Origin of the sequence: Leifsonia sp. TF02-11, from assembly GCF_017565305.1 — a bacterium.
In the GTDB taxonomy this organism is placed as follows: Bacteria; Actinomycetota; Actinomycetes; order Actinomycetales; family Microbacteriaceae; genus Leifsonia.
This window is the reverse complement of record NZ_JAGEKP010000008.1, coordinates 185,152-199,837: the sequence shown is the minus strand read 5'-3', so window position 1 is coordinate 199,837 and position 14,686 is coordinate 185,152. Positions and strand designations below refer to the sequence as shown.

Annotated in this window: 19 protein-coding genes; 17 read left to right on the top strand and 2 right to left on the bottom strand. The window is 68.0% G+C overall.

Annotated features, from left to right (window positions below; genetic code table 11):
- The first annotated feature begins 41 nt into the window (after nt 1-41).
- From JNB50_RS13190 to JNB50_RS13115, 16 genes are all read left to right on the top strand, one after another.
- Nucleotides 42-404, top strand: a complete 363-nt coding sequence (locus JNB50_RS13190) for a hypothetical protein (RefSeq protein WP_208040590.1) — start codon at nt 42-44, stop codon at nt 402-404.
- Entirely contained in the window at nt 401-796 is a 396-nt protein-coding gene (locus tag JNB50_RS13185; RefSeq protein ID WP_208040589.1) for a hypothetical protein, read from the top strand. Before JNB50_RS13190 ends, JNB50_RS13185 begins: the two co-directional genes overlap by 4 nt.
- 3 nt (nt 797-799) lie before the next feature.
- Entirely contained in the window at nt 800-1,225 is a 426-nt protein-coding gene (locus JNB50_RS13180; protein ID WP_208040588.1) for a hypothetical protein, read from the top strand.
- Nucleotides 1,222-1,599, top strand: a complete 378-nt coding sequence (locus JNB50_RS13175; RefSeq protein WP_208040587.1) for a hypothetical protein — start codon at nt 1,222-1,224, stop codon at nt 1,597-1,599. The genes JNB50_RS13180 and JNB50_RS13175 overlap by 4 nt, the downstream gene beginning before the upstream one ends.
- A gap of 8 nt (nt 1,600-1,607) precedes the next feature.
- Nucleotides 1,608-2,000, top strand: coding sequence for a hypothetical protein (locus JNB50_RS13170; protein WP_208040586.1), 393 nt, complete (start codon nt 1,608-1,610; stop codon nt 1,998-2,000).
- On the top strand, nt 2,000-2,461 hold the full coding sequence (locus tag JNB50_RS13165) for a minor capsid protein (protein ID WP_208040585.1): 462 nt from the start codon (nt 2,000-2,002) through the stop codon (nt 2,459-2,461). The genes JNB50_RS13170 and JNB50_RS13165 overlap by 1 nt, the downstream gene beginning before the upstream one ends.
- Nucleotides 2,462-2,536: 75 nt before the next feature.
- Nucleotides 2,537-3,244, top strand: a complete 708-nt coding sequence (locus JNB50_RS13160; protein ID WP_208040584.1) for a phage tail tube protein — start codon at nt 2,537-2,539, stop codon at nt 3,242-3,244.
- Between the two features lie 86 nt (nt 3,245-3,330).
- Nucleotides 3,331-3,771, top strand: a complete 441-nt coding sequence (locus JNB50_RS13155; protein WP_208040583.1) for a hypothetical protein — start codon at nt 3,331-3,333, stop codon at nt 3,769-3,771.
- 252 nt (nt 3,772-4,023) lie between these two features.
- Entirely contained in the window at nt 4,024-6,837 is a 2,814-nt protein-coding gene (locus JNB50_RS13150) for a hypothetical protein (RefSeq protein ID WP_208040582.1), read from the top strand.
- On the top strand, nt 6,837-7,661 hold the full coding sequence (locus JNB50_RS13145; RefSeq protein WP_208040581.1) for a hypothetical protein: 825 nt from the start codon (nt 6,837-6,839) through the stop codon (nt 7,659-7,661). Before JNB50_RS13150 ends, JNB50_RS13145 begins: the two co-directional genes overlap by 1 nt.
- Complete coding sequence (locus tag JNB50_RS13140) at nt 7,658-8,785, top strand: hypothetical protein (RefSeq protein ID WP_208040580.1); 1,128 nt, start codon at nt 7,658-7,660, stop codon at nt 8,783-8,785. The genes JNB50_RS13145 and JNB50_RS13140 overlap by 4 nt, the downstream gene beginning before the upstream one ends.
- Nucleotides 8,782-9,666 carry a hypothetical protein gene (locus JNB50_RS13135; RefSeq protein ID WP_208040579.1) on the top strand — a complete coding sequence of 295 codons (885 nt, stop codon included), beginning with the start codon at nt 8,782-8,784 and terminating at the stop codon, nt 9,664-9,666. Before JNB50_RS13140 ends, JNB50_RS13135 begins: the two co-directional genes overlap by 4 nt.
- Before the next feature lie 13 nt (nt 9,667-9,679).
- A complete protein-coding gene (locus JNB50_RS13130; RefSeq protein WP_208040578.1) occupies nt 9,680-10,378 on the top strand; it encodes a hypothetical protein in 699 nt (232 codons plus the stop codon).
- A gap of 8 nt (nt 10,379-10,386) precedes the next feature.
- On the top strand, nt 10,387-11,205 hold the full coding sequence (locus JNB50_RS13125; RefSeq protein WP_208040577.1) for a hypothetical protein: 819 nt from the start codon (nt 10,387-10,389) through the stop codon (nt 11,203-11,205).
- A 29-nt stretch (nt 11,206-11,234) separates the two neighbouring features.
- A complete protein-coding gene (locus JNB50_RS13120) occupies nt 11,235-11,687 on the top strand; it encodes a hypothetical protein (RefSeq protein WP_208040576.1) in 453 nt (150 codons plus the stop codon).
- Nucleotides 11,684-12,136, top strand: a complete 453-nt coding sequence (locus JNB50_RS13115; RefSeq protein ID WP_208040575.1) for a hypothetical protein — start codon at nt 11,684-11,686, stop codon at nt 12,134-12,136. Before JNB50_RS13120 ends, JNB50_RS13115 begins: the two co-directional genes overlap by 4 nt.
- Nucleotides 12,137-12,210: 74 nt before the next feature.
- On the opposite strand, the gene JNB50_RS13110 is transcribed toward JNB50_RS13115, so the two are convergent.
- Both JNB50_RS13110 and JNB50_RS13105 read right to left on the bottom strand, forming a co-directional pair.
- Nucleotides 12,211-13,413, bottom strand: a complete 1,203-nt coding sequence (locus JNB50_RS13110) for an IS110 family transposase (RefSeq protein WP_208040574.1) — start codon at nt 13,411-13,413, stop codon at nt 12,211-12,213.
- A 318-nt stretch (nt 13,414-13,731) separates the two neighbouring features.
- Nucleotides 13,732-14,244: a hypothetical protein gene (locus tag JNB50_RS13105; protein WP_208040573.1), complete on the bottom strand. Its 513-nt coding sequence runs from the start codon at nt 14,242-14,244 to the stop codon at nt 13,732-13,734.
- 158 nt (nt 14,245-14,402) lie between these two features.
- Between JNB50_RS13105 and JNB50_RS13100 the strand changes: the two genes are divergently transcribed.
- Nucleotides 14,403-14,657, top strand: coding sequence for a helix-turn-helix transcriptional regulator (locus tag JNB50_RS13100; protein ID WP_208040572.1), 255 nt, complete (start codon nt 14,403-14,405; stop codon nt 14,655-14,657).
- The last annotated feature ends 29 nt before the right edge of the window (nt 14,658-14,686 follow it).

The window sequence follows — 14,686 nt, the reverse complement described above, 5'->3', positions numbered from 1 at the left end:
CGCCAGAACCTTCCAAACCCCAGTAGAGAGAAGAGACCATCATGACGCGCTTCGTGCGTAACCCCGACGGTGCCGTGCACTCGGTGCCCGACGACTTCGAGTTCCCGAAGGACGCCGACGGCGAGGTGATCGGTGACTGGCAGGAGGCCAGCGAAGCCGACGCGTCGCCCGAGCTCCTCGGCCACGCGAAGGACCCGCAGGTCGAGGCAGCCGAGCTGCACGACCTTGCGTCCGCCGACGACCCGTCGCTGCAGCCGCTCGGCGAGGTCCCGGTCGAGCCGGAGGTGCCGATGACCGCCGAGGAGGTCGCGCGCGTTGAGGCCACGGCCGCCGAGGCGGAGCAGACCCCCGCGCCGGCCGAGACGCCCGACGGTGCTGCGCCCACCGAGGCGGTGGCCCAGTGACCGACGTCGTCTACATCAAGAACGAGAAGGGCGGCATCCAGTCCGTCACGCAGGACCACTACGAGCGGTACCTCACCACTCGCGGAGTCGACGGCGGCGTGTTCCCGCTCCCGGGCGTGACGGTCATCACCGAGGCGCAGGCCCGGAAGGCGAACCCGCAGCTCTTCGGCGCGCACGACCCGCAGGTCGTGTTCACCGACGAGGAGCTCGCCCGCAAGCTCAAGCGGCAGCGGGATCTCCGCGAGCTGTACGCCGAGGACGAGGCCCTGAACAAGGCCGCGCGCAGCCGAGGGCGCGGCAAGGCGGCCACGCCCGCACCTGCGGACTCCGAGGAGACCGAGAGCGCCGAAGGCGACGAGTCCGAGGTCGACGACACCGAAACCGAGGAGTGAGCGATGCCGGTCTACGCCACGAACGACGACTATGCCGCGTGGACCGGCACCGCTGCGCCCGCGAATATCGCGCCCTACCTGCGCAAGGCGTCCAATCAGGTGCGGGAGGCCACCGAGCTCGACTACTACGCAGTCGACAACAACGGCCTCCCCACCGACGCCGCCAAACTTCAGGCGTTCAACGACGCCACCTGCTGCCAGGCCGCAGCCTTGATCGCACTCGGTGTCGACCCGCTCGCCGGCGGCGCCGTCGTCGCGTCGGTTAAGGAGTCCAAGAGCATCGGCACGGCACGCATCACGTTCGCCACCACGGACGCGCAGGCAGCCGCCGCGGCGAAGAAACGCGCCGCCGAGGGTCTCGTGCCCGACGCCCTTCTGATCCTCCGGCAGGCGAGGCTCGCGAAGAACGCCGTCTGGGTCATCGGATGAGCGCGCACGACCTCGACGAGTTCTTCGTCCACAGCGTACGCGTCGAGAAGTACCTCGGCGAGGGCAGCAACGGCTCTGTGTACGCGCCGGCCGTGCTGCTCTCCCCGACCAACACACCACCGAACGGCGTGTTCGCCGACGACGCCCGCAAGCTCGTCCGCAACGGCAAGGGCGACCAGGTGGTCTCCGAGACCACCCTCTACACGTCGATCGACAACGCAGCACTCTTCGTCGAGAAGTCCCGCGTGACCGTCGTCAACGACGCCGACGAGGACGACATCACCCCCTCGCGTGCCGCGCTCGTGATCAAGGTCAACGCCAACGACTCCGGCGACCTCGACCTTCCCGACCACGTGGCGGTCTCCCTCACCTAGGAGGCGTTGTGGGCATCGAGTGGCATTTCGATCTGCACTTCGACGAGCTGAAAGCCGAGATGGCCACGAAGGCCGAGGAGGCTGTGCTCGCTGGGATGTCGTTCATGCACGGGCAGGTGACGCCGCTCGTGCCCATCGAGACGGGTGAGCTCGCTGGCTCCGGCGACGTCGGTCTCGGCTATGTCGACGGCGCGGCCGTCGGGTCGCACGAGCACGTCGCGCACCTGTTCTACCCGGGCCCGTACGCGCTGTACCAGCACGAGGGCGTGTACTTCCGCCGCCCCGCGACATACGGCGCGCCGCTGACGCACACGCACGGCGAGTCGTTCTTCCTCATCCGTCCGATGCTCACCGACGCGGACACCGCGATCGACATCATCCGCGAACGATTGGGGCTCTGATGGCGACCACGGAGGATCTCTTCACCGGGTTCGCCGGACTCCTCCAGACCGCGAGCGTGGGCATCTACAACGGCGACCCGAGGGTGCCCTACGCGGATGGCAGCACCGCCATCGTGCGCGCCAAGCTCCCCGCGGGACCAGACCGCGCTGTCGCGCTGCGGCTGATGCGCACGAACGCCGATGTCGTCTCCCCGCTCACCACGTACCTGATGCAGGCGCTCACCCGCGGCCTCCCAAACGATGCTGCCGACGCCTCGAACCTCACCGACGCCGTTGTCGGCGCGCTCCTCGGCCTCACCGAGGTGTGGTTCGGGGCGACCCATGTCCTCCAGGTGCGGTTCGCCGGTTCGGTCGACCTCGACGCCGACGAGTCCGAACGCGGCCAGTGGTCCACGAAGTTCCTCGTCGACGTCGACGAGGCCCCCACGATCCTCCGCCCCGAGGGCGGTGCGTGGGACTAACCCAGGGTCCCGCATCCTCGACCCCCTGCCGACCGGTGGGGGGTTTCGCATTCCCACCCGCCCTAGGAGGCATCCATGAGCTCTCAGCTCGCTCGTCGGTTCAAGGTCGACGTCTCCACCGACGGCGTGACCTGGCTCCCGTTCCTCGGCATCCAGGACCTCGCGCCCAAGGAGAACCCGACCATCGTCTCGACGACGGACTTCGACACGAACGGCTTCGAGACGGTCGAGAAGACCGTCACTGCCGCGTCGCTCGTCGCGAAGATCCGTCACATCCTGAACGCCGGCAACACGGTGTCGCCCGGCCAGGAGCTCGCCCGCGTCGCTGGCCAGTACCAGTTCCAGACCGCCGCGCGCCTCTACGTGCGCTGGTACGACCGGAACAACGGCCCCGAGGCGTGGCAGATGTACGCCATCGTCGACTGGACCGCGTCGAAGACCGCGGCGGCCGACATCGAGGAGGTCACCGTGACCTTCCGCGGTGACGGCACGGTGACCGCGATCACGAACCCGGTCGCCGCCGGCAACCCGGCGCCCGTGATCACCGCCGCGACCCCGTCGGGGGTCGGCTCGGGCGGCATCGTCCGCATCACCGGCGCGTACTTCACCGGCACGACCGCCGCGCAGGTCAAGTTCGGCGCGAACGCGGCCACCGCGATCGACGTCATCTCGGACTCCCTCATCGAGGCTGTCCTCCCGACCGCCGCGGCCGGCTCCGCGCCGATCACCGTCGCGACGACCGCGGGCACCTCGGCCGCGTTCGCGTACACGCGCGGGGCGTAACGACTGGGGCGGCGGCCGGTACTGGGTCCGGCCGTCGCCCCACCATCACCCAGACCACCCAGTGACCCAGAACCCAGGAGACCCCCGTGGCATTCAAGGAATTCGAGGAGATCGTCGAGCCGCTCGTGCTCCCGATCGCCGGCAAGAAGTACACCGTCCCGTCGATCGGTATCGCCGACGGCATCCGCCTCGCCGCGAACATCGACCCAAAGTCGACCGAGCAGCCGCTGACGAACGACGAGTTCCGGCGCATCACGCTCGGCACCGCGCTGGAAGAGATGATCGCCGACAACGTGCCGTCGCTCGCCGTCGCGCTCGCGGCGCAGACTGCGCTCGTGGACTACCAGACCGGCCGTGCCGCGGCCGAGATCTTCTGGGAGACCGGTGGCGACCCAAAAGGGATGAGCCGGAAGGTGGACGAGGCCCGCGCCGCGCTCACGGCGGCCGCGATGACCCCTCCGGCCGCGGCTCGTACGACGCGGCGACGGGCGACTGGGAGTGGTACGAAGACGTCCCGGAAGAGCTGACCGCCGCCGGCGGCAACTACTTCGATTGGACCGTCGCCCAGGTCCTCGAGGAGTGGGCACTCGTCGACGCCTGCTTCCACGCCGTCTTCGGTTGCGACCTCGTCGAGGTGATGCACACGCGGTCGTGGAAGTGGTTCTACGGCCGTCTCCGCTACCTGATGAGCAACGACACCGCGCTCCGACGCCGATTCGCTCCACCGCCCGAGCCTCCCGCCGAGGAGGAACCGACGTTCGACCTGTGACGGGAGCGCCATGTCCGAGGGACCCACAACTGAAGGATCGATCGTCGCGTACCTGCGGCTGAACGACTCGGACTGGAACGAGACCCTCAACGCGGCCGAGACGCGCGCACGCGAGCTCGGCCGCGCAGACCCGACGATCAAGGTGCACGCCGACGTTGCCGAGGCTCAGGCCAACCTCGCAGCGGTCCGCGCAGCCGAGAAGAGCCTCGGCAACGTCGGCTCGAACGGCGGCTCCGGCGTGGCCAAGATCGATCAGGTCACCGCCGCGCAGAACCGCCTCAACGCAGCCGAGCAGGCCGCGGACGTCGCGTACGCGCGCGCCCAGCTCTCGGCGATGCGCCTGGACGAGGTCGAGACCAAGCGAGGCCGCACTGAGCGCGAGGTCGCAGCTGCTGTTCTGGCGAACACGGTTGCTCAGCAGCGTCTCGACGCGGCCAACCAGCGCGCGACCGCCTCCGAGGAAGCCCTCGCGATAGCGAAGGCTCAGCAAGCCGAGGCTGCCGACCGCAGCACCGTCGCGGCGCTGCGCGAGGCCGCCGCGGTCGAGGCCGACCGGAACGCGAACGACAAGGCGAACCAGTCCCGGCAGAACTCCATCGGTTTCATGGGCATGATCGTCGCCGGAGTGGCGGTCGCCATCCCGATGATGTCGCAGCTCGCCGGTGCCACCGTCGGCCTCGCCGGCGGCATGGCCGGTCTCGGCGCCGCCGGCGTCCTCGCCATCCTCGGCATCAAGAACGAGATGGCGGACGGCACCGCCGCGGGCAACGAGTACGCCGCCGGCATCCAGATGATCAAGGCCGACCTCCAGCAGCTGGAGTCGACCGCCGCGAACGGCGTCCTCGACGGCTTCGACCGGTCCCTCGCGCTGATCAACGACAGTATGCCCGCCCTCAACAGCGAGATCCGGCTCTTCTCGAGCGAGCTCGGCACCGCGGGAGGCATTCTCACGACGGGGGTCATCACCGCACTGCGGATCATGAATCCACTGTTCTTGCAGGCAGGGTTCTACGTGCAGCAGCTCGCCGCAGGGTTCACCCACTGGACCCGCGACGGCGGCCTCCGCCAGTTCACCCAGGACGCCATCGTGGCGCTGCCGCAGGTCACCCAGGCCCTCGGCTCGCTGCTTCACGGCGTGCTCTCGCTGATCCAGGCGTTCTCGCCGCTCGGCCCCGTGCTCCTCGGCGTCATCACGCTCCTCGGCAACCTGATGACCCTGCTCGGGATGCTCGGTCCGGCTCTGCCGCCGATCGTCGCCGGCGCAGTCGCCGCCTTCCTCATGTTCATGAAGTGGCAGGCGATTTCTCCCATCCTGGAGAACGTCGCGTGGCGTCTCGGCGCGGTCGGCCTCGCGGCGGACATCGCGTCCGGCCCGGTCGGGTGGATCATCGGCGCCGCATCGCTGCTCGCCATCGGGCTCGTCGGCATCGCGACCGCCGCCGGCGACGCCACGAAGGCCACGCAGGACTACACGGCTGCCGTCCAGCAGGACAACGGCGTGATGGGCCAGAGCGTCGAGAAGCAGGCCGCCGACAACCTCCAGAAGTCCGGCGCGCTCGCCCTCGCGAAGCAGCTCAAGATCTCCACGCAGGAGCTCACCGCGGCCACCACGACCGACGACATCGCGCGGCAGAAACTCATCGCCAGCCTCAAGGAGCAGATCCAGGAGGGCACGAAGGTCCACGCCGCAGGCAAGGCCGTCGTGACGACGTACACCGACCAGGCGAAAGCCGCCATGCAGCTCCTCCCGATCCTGCAGGACACGCACGACTCGATCACGAACACGATCAAGGCGTACAACGACGTCGCGCAGGCTCAGGGGCAGGCGACGATCTCGACCAGGGACCAGCTCAACGCGGCGCAGCAGCTCGCGGCGACGTACGGGATCTCCGTGCCGCAGATGCTCGCCGCCGAGGCTGCGCAGAAGCAGAACGCGGACCAGGCCGCCGCGACAACTCGGCAGCTCCAGTTCGAGAACGATGCCGCGACACTGCTGACGAACGCCTTCACTCTGTTGAACGGCGGCACCCTCGACGTCGCCCAAGCCCAGACGGGTGCCGCTGCCGCGGCGAACACTCTGCTCGACTCGCTCAAGCAGAACGGGCCAGTGGTCGACGGGAACACGAAGGCCGCAGTCGCGAACCAGCAGGCCCTGCAGCAGAAGGTGCAAGCCGACCAGCAGGCGGCCGAGGCGATCGCGAAGCAGACCGGGTCTACCCAGGCCGGGACTGCGGCGTTCGCTGCGTCGAGGCAGGCCCTGATCGACCAGCTCAGGGCGACCGGAGAACTCACGCCGGCGATCCAGGCGCTGATCGATAAGTACTACGCGGTGCCTCCTGTCGTGAAGACGAGGGCCGAGCTGGACGCTGACGCTGCGAAGGCGAAGGCGGACGCGCTCAAGGCGTCGCTCGACCAGATCGCTCGCGACTGGACGGCGCAGGTCCACATCGTCACGACCGGCACGATGCCGACCGCGGGGCACCTCGCGGCGCAGGCATCCGGTGGGCCGGCGGGCGCGCAGTACCTCGCGACGGGCGGCTTCGGCTGGCGGTCGCGCGGCACCGACACGATTCCCGCGGTCCTCAGCCCGGGCGAGTTCGTCGTCAAGGAGAAGTCGGCCAGCTACGACCCGCAGTTCATGAAGGCGTACAACGACGACCCAGCGCGCGCGCTCGCGAGCGTGGGCGGCCAGCAGAACATCACGGTCGAGGTGATCAACAAGACCGGGATGACGCTGTCTGACCTGATCGACATCCGGGTTCGGGCGAACAACCAGCGACAGAAGGCCGGCATCCAAGCCGGCATCCAGGAGGTAGCTCTCTGATGCCGTTCGCACCCGCTCTCACAGCGTCGACCGACGCGAGCCCGTGCCCGCGCGTGCTGGTCGTCTTCTCGTCCCTCGCGGCCGGCACGCAGACGATCAACGTCTACCGCACGGCGGAAGGGCGCCAGTTCCGGGTCCGCGGCGGCGTCAATCTGTTCGCCGTCGGCGGTGCACAGGTGATGGACTTCGAGTGCCCGTTCGGGGTCCCGGCCGCGTACCAGGCGGAGCAGTTCGACTCGAACGGCGCCTCGCTCGGGTTCACCGACACGGCCACCGTCACTCTGAGCGTGACGAGGTCGTGGATTCATCAGCCGTTGTCGCCCGCCCTGGCTGTCACGGGCAAAGTCACGATGGACTCCGCGAACGACTTTGTCCGCCCGGCCCCTGGCAGCACTGAGTGGCCAGAGGGCGCGACGGTCGGCCGCCTCATCAGCGGTCGCCGTCGCGGCCTCTCCGGCACACAGTTGAACATCAAGCTCGCGTCGACCTCCGACTCCGACACGTTCGCGAAGATGTTCGGCGACTACACGACGGACTTCCCCTCCGTGCTGTGCATCCGCACCCCTGGCCCGGCACCACGCATCCCGCGGCTGCTGTTCGCGGCGTGCACCAGTCCTCACGAGGTCGTCGCTGGCATCAACCGTCTCATCGTCTGGCAGATGACCGTTGACGAGGTCGCCCCACCCGCGCCCGGGCTCATCCTCCCGCTGCTGCGCCGCAAAGACATCGACGCCGCATTCGCCACCCGCGCCGCGCGTGCAGCGGCGTACGCCACCCGCGGCGCCCGCGACGCCGACTACACGAAGGCAGGTCTCGCCGGATGAGGTACGGGTCCACCGCTCTGAAGAGCGCCCTCGGAGGCTCATTCGACAAGCGGTACACCGCCGACGTCGTCTTCAACGGCACCCGGGTGCTCCAGGACCTCCCAATCACAGCGCCGTCCTTCACAGACTCCGGGTCCGCGCAGATCCAGTTCACCGGCTCCTGCACGGTCATCTACCAGGGCGATTTCGGCGACAGCATCGCCCCGGCGAAGGTCGGCGACGTGCTCGCCCCGTTCGGGTCGCAGCTGATCGTCTACTGCATTATCGAGGCCGGCCCGGCGCTGAGCGAGCGGGTGCTGCTCGGCACCTACCTGATCGCCGAGGCGCCGTCGATCCGCACCACCCGGTTCCTGCTGAACGGCGTCCCGGTGGCGAAGGGTGACCGGATCGACCTCACCCTGAAGGATCTCTTCTACGGGGTGCAGGGCGACCGATTCGACACCCCCGGCGCCCCTCCAGACCTGACGAGCGTCTGGAAGGAGTACCAGCGCCTCACTGGTTTCCCCCTCACACGCACGGTCACGGACGCGCCGATCCCGGCGTCGATCGCCTACGCGGAGGACAAGCTGCAAGCCTGCTACGACCTCTCGACGGTGCTCGACGCGGTCGCGTACGTCACCCCCGACGGGACCGCGTCGATGCGCCCGAACGCATGGCCGAACCCCGTCGACGTGCTCAACAGCGCCGACATCGACCCAGCAGGGACCCTCGTCGACGTCGTCCCGCACCTCGCGAACGACAACGTCTACAACGCGGTCGTGGTGCGCGGCACCGACCCGGCCGGGCAGACCATCGTCCTCGCATCTGCTGAGGTCCCTGACGGGCAGCTGCGCACCAGGAACGCCGACGGCAGCCTCTCCCCGTACCGCCGACGCCCGTACTACGTGCAGTCCCAGCTCATCACGACGCAGGCGCAGGCCCAGGCGTACGCGAACCAGATGCTCCCGCGCGTGTCGAAGCTGCGGTCGATCACCTACGACCTCGTGGAGCTGTTCAATCCGCTCCGCGAGGTCGGCGACGTGCTCACCGTGAACCGTCTCGGCGGTTCGTTCACCTGCCGGGTCACCGACATCCGCCGGGACTCCGGCGCGACCCAGACCCTAACCGTGGCGGTGAACCAATGACCGGCGAGTCCGACGCTCTCAACCGCGCACTCGCGGGACGGCCGAAGGTCCGCATCCTGCAGGGCGCGTTCGTATCCGCCTCCACCACCGGGTGCCTCATCGACATCGGCGGCAACCGCATCCCGGCGCTCTTCGGCACGAGCTTCATGCCGGACGTCAACGAGATCGTCTGGGTGTGGAACATCGGGAAGCAGTTCTTCCTCATGGGCCCGGCGACCGCGAAGCCCGACCGTGGCACCGTACAGTCCATCTCCGGCGGTCTCGTGACCCTGCTGACCCCGCTCGGCACCACCATCGCTGCACCGTACTCCGGCGCCACCCCGTCGGCCGGGCAGGTGATGAAACTGCTGTGGCACGGCGGCCCGTTCGCGATGCTGATGTCCACCTCGCCGACCGCGAACCCGGTCCCGGGCACGCCGGGCGCCGCCACCGGCACCCACGCTGACGAGTTCCCCGCGATCGACTCCGGCTCTTACGGGTCGGGCCGGTGGTGGACGCCCCAGGTGTGGGGCTCCGACTCGAACCTCGGCGCCTGGTTCTACGGCACGAAGATCCCGGACACCGTACCGGGCTCGGCTGTCATCCAGCGCGTCGAGGTGTACATCCCGCCGGCGTCACAGATCATCGGCTCCGCGCCGAACTTCGCCACCCACGCCTACGCGACGAAACCGGGCGGCTCCCCCACGCTCTCGACCGTCGGCGCGGTCGGCATCCGCGGCGGATGGGTCGATCTCGGCGCCGCCGGCATCGCCATCGGTAACGCCCTCAAGGCCGGCGGCGGCGCGTACGGCATCGGCCTGAACCACGGTGGCAACAACATCCTCTCTTCGCTCGCACAGGACGGCTTCTCCGGCCGGCTGCGCATCACCTCCGTCTACTGAATCGAGGCACCACATGGCACGCGATAGCCAAGGCTCCCACGGGCAGCCGCAGTATTCGACCAGCGGTGTCCCGGCGGACGCCGCCGACATGTCCGAGCTCGGCAACTATGCCGCGCTCGTCGGCAACATCGTCGTCGGCACCACTACGCAGAGGAATGCCCCGACCCTTCCCGCCCCCTTCAATCCGATCCCGTTCTGGGAGGGGCTCTGGTGGTCGGACATCACCGACGGGCAGCTCTACCGCTTCACCGGCGGGTCGTGGGTCCGCGGCGGCACCGCCGCCGACGGCGTCAAGATCATCCGGGCGGGCACGGCGGGAATATTCGGTGCGGGCGCTTGGACCGTCCTCAACACGGCTGGACTGTGGGCCGTCGATCACCCTGCTCAGGGCGTCACCCAAACGAACGGTGTCATCACGGTCGCGACCGCTGGCCTGTACGAGGTAACGGCCGCGGTTCTGTTGGACGCAACGGTCTCCGGTGACCTGATCGTGAAGAAGAACAGCACCACCGCAGATAACACGGGAATGGTCGGTGGCGGGTCCGGTTCGGGAACGAACTCGTTCACCGTCCTCAATCTCTCCGCACGGGTGCGGCTGGCGGCGAACGACACGCTCGCTCTCGCGATCCTCCCCTCGGCTGCCGCGCAATGGAACAACTCGATCCTCGCTGCGTCGTTCTTCCACGTCCGCTTGCTCGAACCCCTGCGATAGGAGCGACCATGCCGACTCTGAACGGTGACACGGCCGTCGCGTGGATGCGCGCGAAGGTGACCAACGTCCCCGGATCGTGTCTGAACACGTGCTGGCAGGCGTACGGTTCGCACCCATCCATCGGGCCGCACGCGGGACAGTACCCGGACGCGATCAACGGATGGCAGTACGCCACCAGGCGCCACCCCGGCGACCTGAACCCGCCCGCCGGATACCCGGTCTACTTCGACGCGCTCACCCACCCCCGATACGCCGGAGACACCAACTACGCAGCCGGCGACGTCGTGATCTCCGTCGGCGGCGGCAACGTCATCTGCACCGACGGCGCCGGCGCTGGATGGATCGCGGTCATGTCGATCCCCGCTCGAGCGCGGCAGATCGGGCGCACCTACCTCGGGTGGACCGAGGACTTCCTCGGCTACGACGTGATCACCGGGGCGACATCCGTCACCGCCGCGTCCGTCCACACAGTGACGACCATCAGTCCCGCTCCGAACACCAAGGAGATCGACATGCGATCCAGCTATCTCATCAAGGGCGCCGTGAACGGCACCATGGGCAACCTGAACGGGATGCTCGCTCTCATCGGCCCAAGCCTGTTCGTCTCGATCGGCAGCCAAAGCGACTTCGACGGCATCGCCCGCGACCTCGCCGAGGACCCGACCGCGATCCTCAACGGGTACGACCCGGCCAACCCGGGTGTGCAGCGCGCCGAGTTCGTCCGCCTCGTGTCCGTGTTCGGCATCGAGCCGTCGTACGTCGGCCCCGGCGGTCGCTACTACGGTCACGGTCACCCGCTGAACCAGGCCGCACAAGCAGGCCTGTAGTCCCTCTCGATCCCTGAGAGGGGGACGCCTTGCCCGACATCCCCGACTGGCTGCAGCAGTGGCTCAAGACCGTCTCCGCCTGGGACGTCGCGCTCTGGGTGCTCGGCCTTGTGCTCGCGGTCTGGCTCATCCGCCGATTCATCACGAAGGGGTGGCCCGCGCTCAAGCGGTTCGCGAAGGCGGTCCTCCACTTCGCGAACATCGTCGACGCTGTGCAGGGTCTGCCGAAGTTCATCGAGCGCACGGACGCGACGCTCGCCGGCCAGGACCAGAAGATCGCCGAGATCCACCACGAGGTGCACTTCAACAACGGCTCCTCCGTGAAGGACTCCGCCGTGCGCACCGAGGAAGCGGTCGGTCGCGTCGAGGAAGGCGTGAAGGGCCTGTACGACGAGATCGACCTGCTCAAGCAGGCGGACGCCGCCATGCGCTCCGACTTCGAGAAGACGCAACCGAAACCACCAACCCAAGGAGAGTCATGAGCATCGCCAAGACGCTTTTCCCGCCCGCGAACCGGGAGGCCGCGCTGGTCGCGTTCCTCCGCACGTTCTGGCAGGTCATCCGGCCGCCGATCGTGCTCGGCAGCGTCGCCCTCGCCGGCGTCGCGACCACCGGCGTCGTGCACGTCAGCCTCAACACGCTCGGGCTCATCGCCGCCGCGGCAGTGCTGTCCGCGGTCGTGTCCGGGCTGCTCGCCGCCGGCGACATCCTGAAGAACGGTCTGCCGAACGCCTACCAGAACGCGGCCGTCGCGAGCATCCCTGCCGCGATCGTGTCCACCGTTCCCGTGGTCACACCGTCCGACCCGTCGCAGCCTGCCGCCGGCGTCCCGCCCGCGCCCATCGCGACTCGCGCCACCATCGCGGCCCCACCTGTTCCCCAGGGTCCCGCGACCGGCGACGTCACGACCCTCCCGCCCGTCACCGCGTGAGCGCGCTCGAGGATCGGGTCGGCGAGTACTACGTGCCCGTCGACCCGATGGACGACCTGCAGTGCGATTCTCAATCAGGTTGTCAAGCTGAGTTGAGGGTGTCCGTTGTCGAATATTGTGCCGTCACGGAGCATCGCCCAGATGACATTCATTCGCCGTCGGGCGAGGGAAATGATGGCCTGCTTGTGCGTCTTCCCCTCACGCCTTTTCCGGTCGTAGTAGGCCGCGGAGACCGGGCAGTTTGTCGACGCGATGAACGCGGAGAGGAAGCACGCGTTCATCAGCCGGCGGTCGAAGCGGCGCGGCCTGTGATGGTTGCCGTTGATCTTGCCCGAGTCCCGTGGCGCGGGCGCGAGGCCGGCGAAACTAGCGAACCGTGCCGAAGTTCCGAACATCGTCAGGTCCGTGCCGGTGGAGGCGAGGAAGTCGGCCACGAGCCGCTTCCCGAAGCCAGGGATCGACAACAGCTGCTGCGAGAAGGGGTGCTCCGCCAACCGTGCTTCGATTTGTCCGTCGAGCTGGAGGAGCTCCTCGCGGAGGTGAAGCAAGTCCGCCGCGATCTTTGCGACCAGTGCCGCTGCTGCTGCTTCGCCATGGACGACCGTCAGCTGGGCGTTGGCGGCCTCGAGCGCCTTCGCCGCCAGCTGCGCCGGCAAGCGAACGCCCTGCTTCCTCAGCCACCCCGTCATCCGGACCTGGCCCGACGCGCGAATCGCTGCCGCGGTCTGGTAGCGCGTCAGCAGAATCAGCGGGCCCTTGGTAGCGGCGTAATCGAACGCTCCCTCCAGCCCCGGGAAGTAGTGCAGCAGCAGGGCCCGGAGCCTATTAATGATTCTGGTTCGGTCCTGGACAAGATCGGCACGGCGGTTGCTCAGGATCTTCAACTCGGCAGTGATGTCATCCGGAAGACGGAGGACCTCCAAGTCCCGGCGAACCCGGGCCTGATCGGCAATGATCGCTGCATCCTTAGCGTCCGTCTTCGCCTCGCCCCGGTAGGCATGCGACGCGTGGGCGACGACACGGCCAGGGATATAGCAGAGCGTCTGCCCGTGATCAGCGAGGACGCTCTTCATCAACCCGGCGCCGCCGTGGTTGAGGTCAGTGGCCCAGAGCAGTTGGCCCCCGTCCGCTGCTTCCGCGACATCGCCCAGCAGGGTGAGGATGTCGGCCTCGGTGTTCGCGAAGCGGCGCGAGATGTGCCTCTTCCCGTCCTCGTCGATGACGACGCAGTGATGGTGAGTCTTGCCGGCGTCAATTCCAGCCCACAGTTGTGGCACGCAAATGTCCCTTCTTCGCGGATACGGTGCGCGCCACCAACGACCAAGCCGACAAGTCCTTACACAGCGATTCGTTCGCATTTCTCAATGAGCGGTCGTGCCGTTGCGGGAAACCGAGTGGCAAATCGCATTGAGCCATCAGATGACAGAAAGCTGCCAGCCATGCCCGGAAACCCTGGCGCGTCTCGAAGCCTACGAACGCTTCAAGCCCGCGTGCTCAACGGTAAGGACAGCTGCCAATGAAAGAAGACCGCCCCGCCCACCTCGTCGGAGGTTGGCGGGGCGGCCTTCTGCGTTTCAGGTGTCAACCCCGTCGCTCTACGGCGTGAAGTGGTGAACCTGGCCGCCGAGAGAAGCGACCGCGACCTTGGCGACATGCTGCTCCGCTGACGCGTCGGCGGGTGACGCGTTGGGGCCACCGAAGGCGTCGGCGAGCAGCTTGTCGGCTTGGTTCGTGAGTTGGTATTGCAGCGTTGGGTCGTCGCCGAGCGTCACCGTCCAGGCGTCGCCGCGAGCGTAGTAGACGTCGCGGGCATCCTGCGCGAGGACCGTGTCGAGGTTCGCATCGTCGCTGCTGGCCCAGGAGTTGATGTTCACCGTGTGCCCGTCGATCGTGCACGTCGCGGTCGATGCGAGCGCTGGCCCACCCTTGGCTATGTCGGCGGACTGTACGTCCGAGCATCCTTTGATCCGCTTCGCGATCAGCGCAGCATCCTCAGCGACCGGGATAGGTGTGTGCGTGGGGGCAGTCTTCGGAGCGGCTGCTGCCGAGCACGCGGTGAGAGCGAGCCCGACGACGAGAAGCACGGCGCCGAGCGCAAGTTTCTTCATGGCGCGATGCTATCGGTCGCGCAGACGCGTCGGTACGCCCCTCTGGGGGGCGTAGCGACGCGGCGAACTGGTGAACATGATTGGCGATCATAGTTCACAGTGAACTCGACCGTGTAACCCCCGCTCAGGGGGTAGGCGAGGCCGATAGCTTCGGGGCGATGTCGAAGCGCGCGCGGGCCACCCTCCCCGGCGGCCCCTTCTCGCGCTCCGTGGCGGCGGTGATTCGCGTGGCATTCGAGGAGTCGAAGCTCACGCAGGCGGCTCTCGGTGATGCGATCGGGCAGAGCCAGTCGCAGATGTCGAAGTACCTCGCCGGCGAACGTTCGCTCAACCTCGACGAGTTCGCCGAGTTGTGCTCGGTCCTCGGTCTCGATCCGGTCGAGGTCGTGCGCGAGGCGCTGGCGGACGATTAATCTACCCCATTCCGGGGGTCGCGAAACGC